At 71.8% G+C, this 16964-nt stretch carries 14 protein-coding genes; 10 read left to right on the top strand and 4 right to left on the bottom strand.

Annotation, left to right across the window (positions count from 1 at the left end; translation table 11 throughout):
- Positions 1 to 101: 101 nt before the first annotated feature.
- From leuC to ASG53_RS07685, 5 genes are all read left to right on the top strand, one after another.
- Entirely contained in the window at positions 102 to 1541 is a 1440-nt protein-coding gene (gene leuC / locus ASG53_RS07665; protein ID WP_056131097.1) for a 3-isopropylmalate dehydratase large subunit, read from the top strand.
- 26 nt (positions 1542 to 1567) lie between these two features.
- Positions 1568 to 2206, top strand: coding sequence for a 3-isopropylmalate dehydratase small subunit (gene leuD / locus ASG53_RS07670; protein ID WP_056131100.1), 639 nt, complete (start codon positions 1568 to 1570; stop codon positions 2204 to 2206).
- Between the two features lie 236 nt (positions 2207 to 2442).
- Complete coding sequence (gene murA, locus ASG53_RS07675; protein WP_056131103.1) at positions 2443 to 3759, top strand: UDP-N-acetylglucosamine 1-carboxyvinyltransferase; 1317 nt, start codon at positions 2443 to 2445, stop codon at positions 3757 to 3759.
- Positions 3760 to 4038: 279 nt separating this feature from the next.
- Positions 4039 to 5016, top strand: coding sequence for a lysophospholipid acyltransferase family protein (locus tag ASG53_RS07680; RefSeq protein ID WP_082543906.1), 978 nt, complete (start codon positions 4039 to 4041; stop codon positions 5014 to 5016).
- Positions 5013 to 6023, top strand: coding sequence for an NAD(P)H-dependent glycerol-3-phosphate dehydrogenase (locus ASG53_RS07685; protein ID WP_056131105.1), 1011 nt, complete (start codon positions 5013 to 5015; stop codon positions 6021 to 6023). Before ASG53_RS07680 ends, ASG53_RS07685 begins: the two co-directional genes overlap by 4 nt.
- 147 nt (positions 6024 to 6170) lie before the next feature.
- On the opposite strand, the gene ASG53_RS07690 is transcribed toward ASG53_RS07685, so the two are convergent.
- Positions 6171 to 7355, bottom strand: coding sequence for a trans-sulfuration enzyme family protein (locus ASG53_RS07690; RefSeq protein WP_056131108.1), 1185 nt, complete (start codon positions 7353 to 7355; stop codon positions 6171 to 6173).
- A 42-nt stretch (positions 7356 to 7397) separates the two neighbouring features.
- On the opposite strand from ASG53_RS07690, the gene ASG53_RS07695 reads away from it, so the two are divergent.
- The gene (locus ASG53_RS07695) at positions 7398 to 8582 is read left to right on the top strand and encodes a D-alanine--D-alanine ligase family protein (protein WP_056131112.1); all 1185 of its coding nucleotides are present in this window, start codon (positions 7398 to 7400) and stop codon (positions 8580 to 8582) included.
- 224 nt (positions 8583 to 8806) lie between these two features.
- Here ASG53_RS07695 and ASG53_RS07700 read toward each other — a convergent pair whose 3' ends face one another.
- On the bottom strand, positions 8807 to 9376 hold the full coding sequence (locus tag ASG53_RS07700; RefSeq protein WP_235533869.1) for a DUF3515 family protein: 570 nt from the start codon (positions 9374 to 9376) through the stop codon (positions 8807 to 8809).
- Between the two features lie 64 nt (positions 9377 to 9440).
- Here ASG53_RS07700 and ASG53_RS07705 point away from each other — a divergent pair, with 64 nt between their 5' ends.
- On the top strand, positions 9441 to 10442 hold the full coding sequence (locus ASG53_RS07705; protein WP_056131113.1) for a thiamine-phosphate kinase: 1002 nt from the start codon (positions 9441 to 9443) through the stop codon (positions 10440 to 10442).
- Positions 10443 to 10554: 112 nt separating this feature from the next.
- On the opposite strand, the gene ASG53_RS07710 is transcribed toward ASG53_RS07705, so the two are convergent.
- Positions 10555 to 11070: a GNAT family N-acetyltransferase gene (locus tag ASG53_RS07710; RefSeq protein ID WP_056131117.1), complete on the bottom strand. Its 516-nt coding sequence runs from the start codon at positions 11068 to 11070 to the stop codon at positions 10555 to 10557.
- A 117-nt stretch (positions 11071 to 11187) separates the two neighbouring features.
- On the bottom strand, positions 11188 to 11379 hold the full coding sequence (rpmB, locus tag ASG53_RS07715; RefSeq protein WP_056131119.1) for a 50S ribosomal protein L28: 192 nt from the start codon (positions 11377 to 11379) through the stop codon (positions 11188 to 11190).
- 340 nt (positions 11380 to 11719) lie between these two features.
- Here rpmB and ASG53_RS07720 point away from each other — a divergent pair, with 340 nt between their 5' ends.
- The 3 genes from ASG53_RS07720 (at position 11720) to rsmD (ending at position 16921) form a co-directional block, all read left to right on the top strand.
- Positions 11720 to 13882: a DAK2 domain-containing protein gene (locus ASG53_RS07720; protein ID WP_056131123.1), complete on the top strand. Its 2163-nt coding sequence runs from the start codon at positions 11720 to 11722 to the stop codon at positions 13880 to 13882.
- Positions 13879 to 16146: an ATP-dependent DNA helicase RecG gene (locus tag ASG53_RS07725; RefSeq protein WP_056131126.1), complete on the top strand. Its 2268-nt coding sequence runs from the start codon at positions 13879 to 13881 to the stop codon at positions 16144 to 16146. The genes ASG53_RS07720 and ASG53_RS07725 overlap by 4 nt, the downstream gene beginning before the upstream one ends.
- 151 nt (positions 16147 to 16297) lie before the next feature.
- Positions 16298 to 16921 (top strand): 16S rRNA (guanine(966)-N(2))-methyltransferase RsmD, encoded by a 624-nt coding sequence (gene rsmD, locus ASG53_RS07730; protein ID WP_235533870.1) that lies wholly within the window; start codon positions 16298 to 16300, stop codon positions 16919 to 16921.
- Positions 16922 to 16964: the final 43 nt, after the last annotated feature.

Below are 16964 nucleotides of genomic sequence, written 5' to 3' on the forward strand. Positions count from 1 at the left end.
TCGCAGGCTGAGATGCAAGCGGCCTGACCGAAAGCCCCCAAAGACGCACGCGTCACCCGGCCGGTGCAGACCGGCGCGACGTGAGCACGAGAGGAACTGTGATGGCCGGCACGCTGGCGGAGAAGGTTTGGGACGCCCATCTGGTGCGTCGAGGAAGCGATGGAGCGCCTGACCTCCTCTACATCGACCTGCACCTCGTCCACGAGGTCACGAGCCCGCAGGCCTTCGAGGGTCTGCGTCTCGCCGGGCGTCCGGTCCGTCGCCCGGACCTCACGATCGCGACCGAGGACCACAACACCCCGACGCTGAACATCGACCTGCCGATCGCGGACCTCACGAGCCGCACGCAGATCCAGACCCTGCGCAACAACGCGAAGGAGTTCGGCGTCCGCATCCACTCGCTCGGCGACGCCGACCAGGGGATCGTGCACGTGGTCGGCCCCCAGCTCGGGCTGACCATGCCCGGCCTCACCGTGGTCTGCGGGGACTCGCACACCTCGACGCACGGCGCCTTCGGTGCACTCGCCTTCGGCATCGGCACGAGCGAGGTCGAGCACGTCCTCGCCACGCAGACCCTCCCGCTCGCACCGTTCAAGACGATGGCGATCACCGTGGACGGCTCGCTGCCCGAGGGCAGCACGGCGAAGGACATCATCCTCGCGGTCATCGCGAAGATCGGCACCGGCGGCGGGCAGGGCTACGTGCTCGAGTACCGCGGCGAGGCCATCCGGTCCCTCTCGATGGAGGGCCGCATGACCATCTGCAACATGTCGATCGAGGCAGGCGCCCGCGCCGGCATGATCGCCCCCGACGAGACCACCTTCGAGTACCTCAAGGGCCGCCCCCACGCCCCTGAGGGCGCCGACTGGGACGCTGCTGTCGAGTACTGGAAGACCCTGCGCACCGACGACGACGCGACCTTCGACACCGAGGTGGTTCTCGAGGCCGCCGACCTCGAGCCCTTCGTCACCTGGGGCACGAACCCCGGCCAGGGCCTCCCGCTCTCGGCCAACGTGCCTGTCCCGTCCGAGATCGCCGACGAGAACGAGCGCGTCACCGCCGAGCGCGCGATCGAGTACATGGGCCTCAACCCCGGGACCCCGCTGCGCGACATCGCGATCGACACGGTGTTCATCGGCTCGTGCACCAACGGGCGCATCGAAGACCTGCGTGCCGTCGCCGAGATCATCGAGGGCAAGAAGAAGGCCGACACGCTCCGCGTGCTCGTCGTCCCCGGCTCGGCGCGCGTGCGCCTGCAGGCCGAGGCCGAGGGCCTGGACAAGGTGTTCCTCGACTTCGGTGCGGAGTGGCGCAACGCCGGCTGCTCGATGTGCCTGGGCATGAACCCGGACCAGCTGGCCCCCGGAGAGCGTTCTGCGTCGACCTCCAACCGCAACTTCGAGGGTCGTCAGGGCAAGGGCGGACGCACGCACCTCGTCTCGCCGCTCGTCGCGGCAGCCACCGCGATCCGCGGGACGCTGTCCTCGCCGTCCGACCTCGCCCAGGACGCGGCCGGCGCCGACGCCCTGCAGCCCGCCTGACCGCCCCGAAGGTTTCTGGAGTCATCATGGAGAAGTTCGCAACGCACACAGGTGTGGGCGTCCCGCTGCGCCGCAGCAACGTCGACACCGACCAGATCATCCCCGCCGTCTACCTCAAGCGTGTGACCCGCACGGGCTTCGAGGATGCGCTCTTCGCCGCCTGGCGCGGTGACGAGTCCTTCGTCCTCAACCAGCCCGCGTACACGAGCGGCTCCGTCCTCGTGGCCGGTCCGGACTTCGGCACGGGCTCGTCGCGTGAGCACGCCGTGTGGGCGCTCAAGGACTACGGCTTCAAGGCCGTGCTGTCCGCACGCTTCGCCGACATCTTCCGCGGCAACTCCGGCAAGCAGGGTCTGCTCGCCGCGCAGCTCGCCCAGGAAGACATCGAGCTGCTCTGGAAGGTCCTCGAGACCAAGCCGGGCACCGAGGTGACCGTCAACCTCGTCGACCGGACAGCGTCCGCCGATGACGTGGTCGTGCCCTTCCAGGTCGACGACTACACCCGCTGGCGCCTCATGGAGGGCCTCGACGACATCGGCCTGACCCTCCAGCACGAGGCCGAGATCACCGAGTTCGAGGCGTCGCGCGCCGCGTGGCGTCCGAAGACGCTGCCGGCCAAGCACCTGCCGCCCGTCGAGATCGAGGCGGCTCGTCCCGTCTCCTGACGAGAGCCGCGGGCGAGCGCCCGGACGATCACCACGGAGGGGTCACCTGGAGGAACAGGTGGCCCCTCCGTCGTGTTGCACGACGTGGGCGCTGTGCACCGCCGTGCCCCGCGGCCCCGGCGCGCGCGACGGATCGCCAGGCGGACCGTCAGACGCAGCGTCCGGTTGAGTGAAGACACCGTGCATGTCCACCGCTCCGTTAGGAGCAGTGCCGAACGATAGGCGACCATAGCGTCATGACAGATCTGCTCTCCGTCGACGGCGGGAACCCGCTGAACGGCACCATCACCGTGCGCGGTGCGAAGAACTTCGTCTCCAAGGCCATGGTCGCCTCGCTCCTGGGCGAGGGCCCGAGCGAGCTGCGCAACGTGCCCGAGATCCGCGACGTCAAGGTCGTCTCCGGTCTCCTCGAGCTGCACGGTGTCTCGGTCGACTACGACGTACCCGCAGGCGTGCTGCGCCTCGACCCGAGCAACGTCGAGTCCGCCCACGTGGCCGACATCGACGCGCACGCCGGGTCGAGCCGGATCCCCATCCTCTTCTGCGGCCCGCTGCTGCACAGGCTCGGCGAGGCCTTCATCCCCGACCTCGGCGGCTGCCGCATCGGTGACAGGCCGATCAACTACCACCTCGACATCCTGCGGCAGTTCGGCGCCCAGGTGGACAAGCGCGAGCAGGGTATCCACCTCACCGCCCCGAACGGTCTGCGCGGCACCAAGATCTCGCTGCCCTACCCGAGCGTGGGGGCGACCGAGCAGCTGCTGCTCACCGCCGTGCGCGCGGAGGGCATCACCGAGCTCTCGAACGCGGCCATCGAGCCCGAGATCATGGACCTCATCAACGTCCTGCAGAAGATGGGCGCGATCATCTCGGTCGACACCGACCGCGTGATCCGCATCGAGGGCGTCGCCAAGCTGTCTGGCTACCGCCACACAGCCCTCGGAGACCGTATCGAGGCGTCGTCGTGGGCCTCGGCCGCGCTCGCCACGCAGGGTGACATCTTCGTCAAGGGCGCGACGCAGCCCGAGATGACGGCCTTCCTCAACACCTTCCGCAAGGTCGGCGGCGAGTTCGAGGTTGAGGACGACGGCATCCGGTTCTACCACCCGGGCGGCGAGCTCAAGTCGATCGTCCTCGAGACCGACGTGCACCCCGGGTTCATGACCGACTGGCAGCAGCCGCTCGTCGTGGCGCTCACCCAGGCCACCGGGCTGTCGATCGTCCACGAGACGGTCTACGAGAACCGTTTCGGCTTCACCGACGCCCTGCGGGGCATGGGCGCCAACATCCAGGTGTACAAGGAGTGCCTCGGCGGGCGGCCGTGCCGCTTCGGCCAGCGCAACTTCTACCACTCCGCCGTGATCTCCGGTCCGACCCCGCTCGCCGCGGCCGAGATCGAGGTCCCCGACCTCCGTGGAGGCTTCAGCCACCTCATCGCCGCGCTCGCCGCGAAGGGCACCTCCAAGGTCCGTGGCATCACGCTCATCGACCGTGGCTACGAGCGCTTCACCGAGAAGCTCGAGGCCCTCGGTGCGGAGTTCTCCCGCAGCTGACCGAGGCAGCCTCGCGACGCTCTGGCTGACCGACCCGGCCTGGCGCCGCTCGGGTGCCACCGCGCACGACGCCCCGCACCGTCCCTCGACGGTCGCGGGGCGTCGTGCGTCTGATGCCGGGTCGGCCCTGGGCCTTGGGCCCTGGTGGCCTCAAGCCCTCGCGGCATCGTGTCCGCGTGAACGCGTGAACGCGTGAACGCGTGAACGCGTGAACGCGTGAACGCGTGAACGCGCGACCGCGTGCGGGACGCAGCCGACCCCTGGCGGTAGCCTTGCCCGGTGACATCTGAGTCGAGCACGTCCACAGGCAGTGGCAGGTCCTTCACGTACAGGTTGGCCGCCGGGATCCTCAAGCCCGTCCTGGTGGCGATGGGCGTCAAGGACTGGCAGGGCACCGAGCACCTGCCGACGACAGGCGGATACCTCGCCGTGGCCAACCACATCACGAATCTCGACCCCCTGACCTTCGCGCACTTCCTCTACGACTCGTCCCGCCCGCCGCGGATCCTCGCGAAGGCGTCCCTGTGGAAGGTCCCCGTGCTCAAGGGTGTCCTGGTCCGCACAGGCATGATCCCCGTGCACCGGGGGACCGCAGGAGCCGCGTCCTCGCTCGCCGACGCGGTCCGCCAGCTCGAGTCGGGGGAGTGCGTCGCCGTGTTCCCCGAGGGAACCCTCACCCGCGACCCGGACCTGTGGCCGATGGTCGGCAAGACCGGGGCGGCCCGCCTCGCGCTCAGCAGCGGCGTCCCGGTGATCCCGGTCGCCCAGTGGGGACCGCAGCTGATCCTCCCGCAGTACTCCAAGCGTCTGCACCCCTTCCCGCGCAAGAAGGTCTCGGTCCACGCTGGACCGCCTGTCGACCTCTCCGACCTCCTCGACCGCCCCCAGGACGCCGCCGTCCTCACGGAGGCCACCGAGCGCATCATGGCCGCCATCACGGCCCTGCTCGAGGAGATCCGCGGCGAGAAGGCCCCTGCAGTCCGCTACGACATGCGCAAGGCGGCCCGCGCCCAGCAGGCCGCTGCCGCTGCTTCGGCGGAGGTCCCGGCTGGGGAGCCCGACATTGACGCCGCTCCGGGGACGGTCGCGGACGCTGAGCAGGCCACGAGCGAGCTCGTCCCAGACGTCGAGCCGACGGGAGGCACCTTGCCCGTCGAGGGGACCGGCCGCAGCACCGGTCCTGGCGACGAGCCGGTCGACGGCACCTCCGACGTCTCCGAGCCCGACCAGCCCACGACCGACGAGGGACGCAGGTGATCGCCGCGGTCCTCGGCTCGGGTGCCTGGGGGACCACCTTCGCGCAGGTGCTCGCCGACGCGGGCTGCACGGTGCGTCTGTGGGGCCGCAACGCCGACGTCGCGCAGCAGATCACGACCGAGCACGTCAACGGGAAGTACCTGCCGGGCGTCGTGCTGCCCGAGTCGATCTCCGCGACGACAGACGTCGCCGCGGCCCTCGACGGGGTCGACCTCGTGGTCGTCGCCATCCCGTCGCAGAGCGCTCGCGCGACCCTCGAACCCCTGCGCGACCTCGTGCCGCCGACCGCCGTCGCGGTCTCCCTCATGAAGGGCGTCGAGCTCAGCACAGACCGTCGCATGAGCGAGGTGGTCGCCGAGGCCCTCGCGATCGACGCCAGCCGGGTCGCCGTCGTCTCTGGGCCCAACCTCGCAGGCGAGATCGCGCGTCGTCAGCCGACGGCGACTGTCGTGTCCTCCTCCGACCCGCAGACCGCGGCACTCGTCGCGAAGGCCTGCTCCTCCGGCTACTTCAGGCCGTACACCAACGCCGACGTCGTCGGTGTCGAGCTCTGCGGCGCTGTCAAGAACGTCATCGCGCTCGCCGTGGGCATGGCCCAGGGCCGCGGCTTCGGCTACAACACCACGGCGACGGTCATCACGCGTGGCCTCGCCGAGATCAGCCGCCTGGGCCTCGCGCTCGGAGCCGACGCGGAGACCTTCCCCGGGCTCGCCGGGATGGGCGACCTCATGGCGACGTGCGCCTCACCCTCGTCACGCAACCACACGCTCGGCAAGCACGTGGGCCAGGGCATGACCCTCGACGACGCGATCACCGCGACGGGCGGGACCGCCGAGGGTGTGAAGTCGTGCCGCTCGGTCCTCGAGCTCGCCCGGTCTGTCGGTGTCGAGATGCCGATCACCGAGGCCGTCGTCGGGGTGCTGCACGGTGGTCTGCCCGTGGACGACATCGCCCGCGGGCTGCTCGCACGCCCCCAGCGCTCCGAGGGCGTGCGCGGAGACGCGTGACTGCTGCAGGCTCGTGACCCACCAGCTCGTAGCCGACCACGCTGTCCCGGCGGCTGAGCTCCGACGGCGGCAGGCTCGTGACCGAGCAGGAGCCGCGGCTGGTGCCCTGCGCGCACAGCCGCCGCAGGGACCAGCCGCCGAGGCCGTTCAGGCTCCGGTGACGAGGCGCAGCGCACGGTCCAGGTCGGCCCAGAGGTCCTCGACGTCTTCGATCCCGACGCTCAGGCGGAGCAGGTCCTCCGGGACCGTCAGGGACTCGGTCGAGAAGCGGCGGCGACGCTCGAGGGTCGACTCGACCCCACCGAGGCTCGTCGCGGGGACCCACAGGTCGAGGGCGTCGACCACAGCATCGGCCGCCTCGATACCGCCGACGGGCCGCAGACCGATGATCGCGCCGTAGCCGTCCATGACCCGGGTCGCGACCTCGTGGCCCGGGTCGTCCGGCAGGGACGGGTGCCGGACCTGCGCGACGCCCGGGTGCGCGGAGAGGCGCAGGGCGATCTCGGCGGCGTTCGCCTGGGCACGCTCGACCCGCAGCGCGAGGGTGCGCATGCCGCGCAGCGCGAGCCACACCTCCCACGGGCCGGCGATCGCACCGTGCAGCGTGCGGTAGGCACGCACCGAGCGCTCCAGGTGCTCCGAGCTGGTGACGACGGCCCCGAGGACCACGTCGGAGTGTCCGGCGAGGTACTTGGTCACCGAGTGCACCACGAGATCGGCGCCAGACTCGAGCGGCCGCTGGACCAGCGGCGTCGCGAAGGTGTTGTCGACCGCGACGAGAGCCCCGGCGCGGTGGGCCGCGTCGACGAGGACCGGCAGGTCGGCGACCTCGAGCATGGGGTTGGTCGGAGACTCGATCCACACGAGGTCGGCCCCGGCGAAGGCAGCGGCCGACGCCTCGGTGTCCGCGATGTCGACCCGACGGACCGTGACCCTGTGCCGCTGCGCCATGTCGTCGACAAACCCGAGGGTCACCTGGTACGCGTGCTGCGGGACGACGACCGTGCCGCCGTCCGGGACCATCGCGAGGACCGAGGCGATCGCCGCCATGCCGGATGCGAAGACCACACCGCTCTGCGTGGCCCCCTCGAGCTGGGCGAGAGCGTCCTCGAAGGGCTCCCAGGTCTCGGTGCCGGACCGGGTGTAGAGCTTGTCCTCGGGGGAGGGGACGCCGGCCGAGACGTAGGTCGAGGACAGCACGACAGGGGGGTTGACGGGCCCGCCCTGGACCCGGGGCGGGCGCCCGGCCGTGACGGCGACCGTCGCGGGTGAGACCGGGCCGTGGCCGGTGCGGGGAGAGGTGGGCTCAGGGGTCGTCGACGCGTCGTCCATGCGTCCGAGACTAAGCCGTCACCTCCGGTAAAGTCGCACGCGATGGCTACAGTCTCAGAATCCCAGACCCCCACCCCTGCTCTCGGCGCGGTGGCCCCGGTCGCACCCGGCGAGACCGTCGGCCGCCCTCGCGTGGTCCTGCTCTTCGGCGGACGCTCCGGAGAGCACGTCATCTCGTGCGCGACAGCTGCCGGCGTCATGCGGGCGATCGACCGCGACCGTTTCGACGTGGTCCCGGTCGGCATCACGCGCACCGGTCAGTGGGTGCTCGTCGAGGACGACCCCGACCGCTGGGCCATCACCGAGGGCCGTCTGCCCGAGGTCGACGCGACGGGCACCGAGGTGCTGCTGCCGCTCGCCGTGGGGCAGAACGCCCTGCGCGTCCTCGAGGCCGGTGAGATGCCACGCATCCTCGGAGACGTCGACGTCGTCTTCCCGCTGCTGCACGGGCCCTTCGGCGAGGACGGCACCCTCCAGGGCATGCTCGAGCTCGCCGACGTCCGCTACGTCGGTGCAGGCGTCCTCGCCTCGGCCGTCGGCATGGACAAGCACTTCATGAAGCTCGTGCTCGCCGGACAGGGGCTTCCCGTCGGTCCGTACACGGTGATCGCACCGGGTGAGTGGGACCGTGACGAGCAGGGTGCGACAGCGCGCGTCGCAGACCTCGGGCTGCCGGTCTTCGTCAAGCCTGCCCGTGCCGGGTCGAGCCTGGGCATCAGCAAGGTCGACGACCTCGCCGACCTGCCTGCGGCCGTCGCGGAGGCGCGTCGGCACGACCCGAAGGTGATCGTCGAGGCCGGGATCGTCGGCCGCGAGATCGAGTGCGCCGTCCTCGGTGGACGCCGCGGCGAGCGTGCCCGCGCCTCGCTGCCCGGTGAGATCCAGGTGACCGACGAGGCTCACGCCTTCTACGACTTCGAGGCGAAGTACCTCAGCGAGCAGAGCGTCGAGCTCAGCTGCCCGGCGGACCTCAGCCCTGAGCTCGTGGCCCAGGTCCAGGACGTCGCGATCCGCACCTTCGAGGCGGTCTCCGGTGAGGGGCTGTCCAGGGTCGACGTGTTCGTCACGGAGGCCGGCGAGGTCATCGTCAACGAGATCAACACGATGCCCGGCTTCACGCCCTTCTCGATGTACCCGCGGATGTGGGAGAAGAGCGGGATCGGCTACGCGGACCTCATCACCGAGCTCGTCGAGCTCGCCCTCGAGCGCGAGACCGGCCTGCGCTGACTGTCAGCGGTCGGCCGCCTGTCTGCTGACCGACGGCCGGGGTAGTCGGCCGACTGTCGAGATCGTGACTTCGGAGCGAGATCGTGACCTGCAAGGGTCGATCCCGCTCCGACATCACGATCTCGCTGCCGCTGCCGCTGCCGCTGCCGCTGCCGCTGCCGCTGCCGCTGCCGCTGCCGCTGCCGCTGCCGCTGCCGCTGCCGCTGCCGCTCGCCGGGCGGGCGTCAGCGGCAGGCGTGGGAGGTGGTGGGGATCTCGGAGACGGCTCGGGCGACGTCGATGAGCGACGCCGTCGGCTGGCTGCCGCCGAGCTCTGTGGGCACCTGGACGGAGACTGCGGGCTCGCGGCCGTAGGTGGTGAAGGTCCAGCCGTTGTCGTCCTGGGTGGTGATCCAGTCGAAGGTGCCGAGCCCGGGGATGCCGGGGTCGACCGACTGGCAGTCCTGCGTGGTCGGGGCCGGCGGCTCGACGCCGCAGCGCAGCGTGATCGCGCGTCCGGGCTCACCCCAGGCCGCCGTCGCCTGGCTCGACGCCCGCACCTTGCTCTGGCCACCGACCTCGTCAGGGAGCATGAGCACGACCGTGGCGCAGATCGGTTCCGCGGCATCGACGCCTGCGGGGACGTTGATCGTCGGGGTGCAGGCTGTCAGGCCGACCGTCACGGCGGCCACGCCCAGCGACGCCGCGACCGTGCGCCGGGCTGCTCGCGCCGACGGGCGGCGGACCACAGGCGTCAGAGGCGCGGGTGAAGGGCTTTGCAGGCCGGAGCGGCGGTGGCGGAGACTCGTGAGCACCCCGACACTCTAGTGCCGCTGCCTGGACGTCAGCCCGGGAGCCGGCCTGGGCTAGGGTGGCCGCGTGAGTGACTCTGAGCGTGTCTGCGACCTGGCCGAGGAGCAGCTGCTCGCGCGGATCTTCCCGCTGCTGCCCGCGACCGCCGCGACCCTGGTGGGCCCCGGCGACGACGCTGCGGTGATCTCCGCACCTGACGGACGCTTCGTCGTCTCGACGGACGTCCTCGTCCAGGACCGCCACTTCATCCGCGACTGGTCGACGGGCTACGACGTCGGGTGGCGCGCCGCCGTGCAGAACCTCGCCGACATCGCCGCGATGGGCGCCCGGCCCACCTCCTTGGTGGTCTCGCTCGTGCTGCCCCGCACCGAAGAGGTGCAGTGGGTGCTCGACCTCGCCCGCGGGCTCGCCGAGGCGTGCGCTCCCTACGGCGCGGGGGTCGTCGGGGGAGACCTGTCGAGCGGGGACGCGATCGTCGTCGCCGTCACGGTCCACGGCGACCTCGACGGTGGGGACCCTGTGCTGCGGTCTGGTGCGCGGCCGGGCGACGTCGTCGCGCACGCCGGGGTCCTCGGGCGGTCTGCCGCCGGGCTGGACCTGCTGACGGACGCCGAGGAGACCGACGCCTACCCCGACCTCGTCGCCGCCTACCTGCGCCCCGACCCGCCGATCGGCTCGGGGACCCGAGCCCGCCTCGCGGGGGCGACCGCCATGCTCGACGTCTCGGACGGGCTCCTGCGCGACGGCGGCCGGATCGCCAGGGCCAGCGGGGTCGTCCTCGACCTCGACCCACCGTCGCTCGCCCTGCAGACCGACCTCGCCGCCCTGGCGCAGGCCGGCCGCGTGCTCGACGTGGACCCGTCACGCTGGGTCCTGACAGGCGGAGAAGACCACGGGCTGCTCGCGACGTTCCCGCCTGATGCCGAGCTGCCCTCAGAGTTCCGGGTGATCGGCCGGGTCGTGGCTGCGACGGCCGACCGGTCGCCGTCCGTCACCGTGCAAGGAGCCGCGCCCGAGGGCGACGAGGGCTGGGACCACTTCGCGGGGCATGGGCACCCGCGAGACTGACCCGCAGAGATCCTGACCCCTCGGGACCTCTTGACCTGGAGTTCCGGAGACCTGGGGAACTGAGGTGCGTCGTGCCTCGAGAGTGCAGGCCGGGGCACCGGTCGTCGGGCTGTCAGCGTCGGCGGTAGCGCACCTCGGTGAGCGGAGCCCCGCCGATCTCCTCGATCTTCTCGACGCCGTCCGGCTCGAAGCCGTGGCGCCTGTAGAAGCGGCGGGCCCGTTCGTTGTCGGAGAGGACCCACAGGGTGACGTCGGAGTCCGCGGGGACTCCGTCGAGCACCGCTCGCAGGAGGTCGCGCGCGACGCCGCGCCCCCAGGTCTCGGGGTCGAGGTAGATCGAGTACAGCTGGAGGTCGCCCGGCTCGGCGTCCTCGTCGCTCGCGGGCCCCAGGTGCGCGAATCCCACGGTCCTCTGGTCGAGGACGGAGACCAGCGTCCGGCCCGCCGGTCTGTCGAGGAGCTCGACCCACCACTGCTCTCGGGCGTCGACGTCGAGCCCTTCGAGATAGGCGGTCGGGACGATCCCCGCGTAGGCCTCGCGCCAGGAGGCGACGTGGATGCGGGCGATCGCCGGGGCGTCGGCCGCCGTGGCCGGACGGATGGTCAGGTCGTCACGCTCGATGTCCATGCCAGCCAGGGTCGCACGTCACCTGCGTCAGGGCCAAGGGTTTCGGTGGTCCAACACCGACAGCCCGCCGGACCGAGGTCCGACGGGCTGTGCGAGAGAACTTCCGCGAGGGGAGTCTCAGATGTGACGCGTGACCTTGCCTGCCTTGAGGCAAGAGGTGCACACGTTGAGGCGCTTGGGAGCGCCGTTGACGATTGCGCGAACACGCTGGATGTTCGGGTTCCAGCGGCGCTTCGTGCGCACGTGCGAGTGCGAGATGCTGTGCCCGAAGCTCGGGCTCTTTGCGCAGACGTCGCAGTTGGCAGCCACGGTCTCTCCTGATCGTCATGCACGCCGCTGTGCGGCGACTTCAATGGTCTGTGGATGCGGAGCCGCAGTGAACCCGCGCCGAGGCCTCGAGAGGTCTGCGGGAGGGTGGTGTCGCGGTTCGCGCATGCCCTGGTGTGTGCGGGCAACCTCGATAGAGTAGCCGATCCTCGACGCGCTACCCAAATTGCCTGCGGACGCAGGAGCACGCACGGCTCCCAGGAGGTTCCCGCGTGCTCTGCCGGGATCGGCTGCGAGAGCCGGTCCCTGAGGCCCCGGCCAGTGTGGCACGAGACGATGTGCGACATCATATGACGTCGGACGGTCGAGAGGGGAGTGGGGCGTGGGCACGAGAGGCAGTGGTGCTGACGGGCTCCGCGACCCCGCCGGCGACGACGCCAGCCCTCGCGACGCCGCAGGCGACGCCAGCCCTGCTGGTCCGGTCGCGCCTCTGAGCACAGACCGTCCAGGTGACGTCGTCGGTCTCGAGGTGGTGCTGCGGTGGGCGGACGGGGCCGTCGCGGTCCTCGAACGCGCTCGTCCCGTCCTCGACAGGGCCAACGTCTTCCCCGTGCCCGACGCCGACACCGGGACCAACCTCGCCGCCACCCTCCGTGCGGCTCGCGACGCAGCGGTCGCCTCGGCCGCGTCGGACGCTCCGTCAGCAGACCGGGTCCTGCAGGCCTTCGCCCGGGGTGCCCTCGTGGGCGCGCGGGGCAGCTCTGGTGTGATCTTGAGCGAGTTCCTCCGTGGTCTTGCCGGGGCGGCGCCGTCCGGCACCGGGGCGACGGGCACGGTGACCGACGCGACCCGTCTGGCCCGAGCGCTCGACCGCGGGGCGCGACGCGCTGTCGCGGCTGTGGTCGACCCTCGCCCGGGCACCATGCTCACTGCGGCGCGCGGTGCGGCAGACGCGGCCCTCGATGCGGCTGCGGGTGGTGCAGACCTCGTCCAGACCGTCGAGAGCGCACGCTCTGGGGCGTCTCAGGCGCTCCGGCGGAGCGTCGACGAGCTGGACGTCCTGCGCGCGGCCGGGGTGCTCGACGCCGGGGCCTACGGCTTCGTGCTCGTCCTCGACGCCCTCGCCGCAGCTCTCGGTCCGGACCTGGAGAGCGCGGCCGACCGCGTGTCGGTGGGGCACGGCACGATCGTGCTCATGGACTCTCTGGCCGTCGCCGACGCCCCTGCGGGGTCAGGGACCTCAGCCGGCACGGGAAGCGGCACGGGCGCTCGAGCCCCCGGGGGCGACGACCTCCACGGATCCAGGACGTCTCCTGACGACCAGGAGCGCGACGGCCGCCCGGGCGAGCGCGAGCGCGAGGGCCACGGGAACCGGGAGAACACGAGCAACCACACGAACCACGGCGAGCACCACGCCGTCGACGGCGAGTTCGAGCTCATGTGCGTCGTCCGTCACGCTGTGCGACGCTCGCCGACGCCCGCCTCGGGAGACCCTGCGGTTGCGCCCGCTGCTCTCGAGCGCCCATCCGGCAGTGTCGACGGCATCGATGGCATCGATGGCATCGACAGTCTCGGAGTCTCCGACGGCGTCGGCGGTCTCGACGGCTCCGACGCGCTCGCCGCTGTGGCCCCGGTGCTGCGGTCCGGGCTCCAGCAGGTCGGTGACTCAGTCGTCGTGGTCGGCGGCGCAGACCACGAGGTCGCGGACGCGTCAGGTGACCTCCACGGGCTCTGGCAGGTCCACGTCCACACCGACCATCCCCTCGAGGCCCTGCGCGTGCTGGACCGCTGGGACGTCGGCCCGGTCGTCGTCCGCTGCCTGTCCCACCAGGTCTCCGCAGTCTCGACCCGTGCCGCTGGGACCTCCGCGCCCGTGGGTGTCGTGGCGTGCACGGCCTCGCCGGGACTGGTCATGGACCTCGCCCGGTCGGGGGCCGTCGTGGTGCTGCGCGGCGACGGTGAGATCGAGCGCTCGGACCTCCTGAGGGCTGTCCACGAGACCGACGCCGAGCACGTCGTCGTGCTGCCGGCCGACGAGCAGACCCTGGCCGTGGCGGGCGGGCTGTCTGATCTCTCGCACCCGCAGACGACCGTGGTCGGCTCGACGAGCGACCTGCACGTGGTGGCCGCCCTGTCCGCCTGGGTCGTCGGCACCCCAGCCCCACCAGCCGACCTGGCTGCGGCGCTCGCCCCAGTCGTCGACGCCGTCGGTGCTGTCCGCGCCGTCCGGCTCGACGCCTCGCGGCCTGCGCGGGTGCGCGACGGGATCGACAGTCTCCTCAGCGCCTCCGCAGCACCTGGCCCTGCTGCTGGTGCGGCAGCCACCGGTCCTGACCTCGCGCCGGCTGAGCCGGACCGCCGGACCGGCGACGCGTCCTCGCCAGCCCTGACCGTCCTCACCGTCCTCGTCGGGGAGCTCGTCCCCGGGCAGGTGGTCGACGACCTCGTCTCCCGCGCCGAGCACCTCGTGCCCGGTGTCGAGGTCGTCGTGCTGCCCTCAGGCCGCCGGTCGACCGCCCTCGTGATCGGAGCAGAGCAGCAGTGAGCATCGACAGCCCCTTCAGCCTCGACGAACGCCTCGACAGGCTCCTCGGGAAGCGCCCCGCGGCGCCGCTCGCGAAGCTCGGCCTGGAGACCACCGGCGACCTGCTCCGTCACTACCCGCGGCGCTACGCCGATCCCGGCACCATGACCGAGATCTCGATCCTCGTGGTCGGGGAGCACGTGACTGTCGTCGCCGAGGTCGTCAGCGCGACGGTCCGCGAGATGCGCAGCCGCGGCGGGGCGATGCTCCAGGCCGTGGTCTCTGACGGCACCGACAGGCTCTCCCTCACGTTCTTCGCCAAGCACAAGGGTGCGCTGCGCACCCACGAGGCGCGCCTCAAGCCTGGCCGCACCGGGTTATTCACAGGCGTCGTCTCCGAGTACCGCAACGAGCGCCAGCTGACCCACCCCGACTACCTGCTGCACGGGGTCGACGTCGACAGCGCGGAGGCGGGGCTGGTCGAGGCCAGCCTGCTCACCCCGATCTACCCGGCCAGCGCCGCCATGCCGACGTGGAAGCTCCACCAGACCGTCCGGACCGTCCTCGACCCGTTGACCCCTGCGGACATCCCCGACCCGATCCCCGCCGAGGTGCTCGAGCGTCGCGGGCTGGAGAGCCTGCACCAGGCCTTCCGCGACATCCACGTCCCGGCCGAAGAGCACGAGTGGCGTCGCGGGCAGAAGAGGTTGCGCTACGAAGAGGCCTTCGTCCTGCAGACCGCCCTCGCGCTGCGTCGCTCCGAGGCCGCAGCGCTCGAGGCGACAGCCCGACCGCTGCGCACCGACGGCCCGTCGCTGCTGAGCGACTTCGACGCCTCGTTGCCGTTCACGCTCACCGCTGGCCAGCGGGAGGTCGGCGCCGAGATCGCGGCCGAGCTCGCTGCCCCGCACCCCATGCAGAGGTTGCTCCAGGGTGAGGTCGGCTCCGGCAAGACCGTGGTCGCCCTGCGGGCCATGCTCCAGGTGGTCGACGCCGGCGGGCAGGCCGCGCTCCTGGCCCCGACCGAGGTCCTCGCAGCCCAGCACGCCCGGACGCTCTCCGGTCTGCTCGGCGACCTCGCGGCCGGTGGCATGCTCGGCGGTGCGTCCCACGGCACCCGTGTCGCCCTCGTCACCGGGTCGCAGCCTGCCGCCGTCAAGAAGAAGAACCTGCTCGACGCCGCCTCGGGAGCCGCCGGGATCGTCGTCGGCACCCACGCACTGCTCAGCGCCGGCGTCCAGTTCGCAGAGCTCGGGCTCGTCGTCGTCGACGAGCAGCACCGCTTCGGTGTCGAGCAGCGCGACATGCTCCGCGCGAAGGCCCGCACGGTCCCGCACCTGCTCGTCATGACTGCGACGCCGATCCCGCGCACCGTGGCGATGACGGTCTTCGGGGACCTCGAGACCTCGACGCTGCGCGAGATCCCGGCTGGCCGCTCGGGGATCACCACGCACGTCGTCCCGGCGCAGAAGCCGGCGTGGATCGCCAGGACCTGGGCGAAGGTCCGGGAGGAGATCGACGCCGGGCGGCAGGCCTACGTGGTGTGCCCGCGCATCACAGGCGACACCGACGAGGCCGACGGGGCCGAGGAGCCGGGCGCCGACGACGGGACGCTCGGCCTCGACGTGCGAGCTGGCGCGCCAGCCGCGCCCCCCACGACGAACCGCCGTCCCCTGCGCGCGGTCCTCGAGGTGGCCGAGGAGCTCGCCGACCTCGAGGTGCTCCGCGGTGTGCGGATCGGGATCCTGCACGGCCAGATGCCCCCTGCCGAGAAAGAGGCGGCGATGGCCGCCTTCACCGCCGGTGACGTGGACCTGCTCGTCTCGACGACGGTGATCGAGGTCGGGGTCGACGTGCCTCGCGCGACAGCGATGGTCGTGCTCGACGCCGACCGTTTCGGGCTCTCCCAGCTGCACCAGCTGCGCGGCCGGGTCGGGCGTGGCGCCGACGCAGGTCTGTGCTTCCTCGTCTCTGAGATGGCCGAGGCAGCGCCGGCGAGCACCCGCCTCAAGACCCTCGCCTCGACCACCGACGGCTTCGAGCTCGCTGCGGCGGACCTCGAGATGCGCAGCGAGGGCGACGTCCTCGGGGCTGCCCAGTCGGGCAGGTCCACGTCGCTCCAGCTGCTGCGCGTGGTGCGGGACACAGCTGTCATCGAGCAGGCGCGCGAAGACGCCGCGGCCCTCGTCGCTGCCGACCCGACCCTCGCCGGTCATCCCTTGCTGCTCGCCGAGATCACCGAGCGGGTCACGGGGGAGCGGGCCGAGTACCTCGACAGGTCGTGAGGTGCCCCGCCCTCCTAGAGCCCGCCGGACCGCTCGGACGGCTCGGACCGCTCGGACGGTCGGGCACTGCGAGACCGGCTCGGACCTCGCTCGCGGCCCGCGCGGCTGCGGGCTGGCCCGACCACGGCTCGGTGATCGCTACGCTGGTCCGGTGACTCGGATCGTGGCAGGGCTCGTCGGCGGCAGGAGCCTCGCCGTCCCACCGAAGGGCACGCGCCCCACGAGCGACAAGGTGCGCGAGGCGATCTTCTCCAGGCTCGAGCACTACGAGGTGCTCGACGGCGCGCGCGTGCTGGACCTGTGTGCGGGGTCGGGGGCGCTCGGTCTCGAGGCCGCGAGTCGCGGGGCCTCGACCGTCGTGCTCGTCGAGGCGGGCAGGGTCGCCGCCCAGGTGTGCCAGAAGAACGTCGACTCCCTCGGGCTCCCCGGGGTTCGGGTGGTCACGGACCGCGCCGAGCGCTTCGTCGCCCAGCCGCCCACCCAGCCGTGGGACCTCGTGTTCCTCGACCCGCCGTACGACATGAGCGACGACGACGTCGCCGCTCTGCTCCTCGCCCTCGAGGGGCACGTGTCGGACGACGCGGTGATCGTGGTCGAGCGGTCGTCACGCACCCCCGAGCCGAGCTGGCCGGCGTCGTGGAGGCTCATCGTCACCAAGCCCTACGGGGAGACGCTGGTGCACTACGCGGAGCCCGGTGCGGACGACGACGCCGACCTCTCGAGCGCTGGCTCGCCCGACGACGAGAGCTCGGCCGACCAGCACCCGACCGACTGACCAGGGCAGCGGCAGCCCTCCAGCGCCGGTCTGCGGCTCGCTC

This window comes from Sanguibacter sp. Leaf3, from assembly GCF_001425965.1.
Taxonomy (GTDB): domain Bacteria; phylum Actinomycetota; class Actinomycetes; order Actinomycetales; family Cellulomonadaceae; genus Sanguibacter; species Sanguibacter inulinus.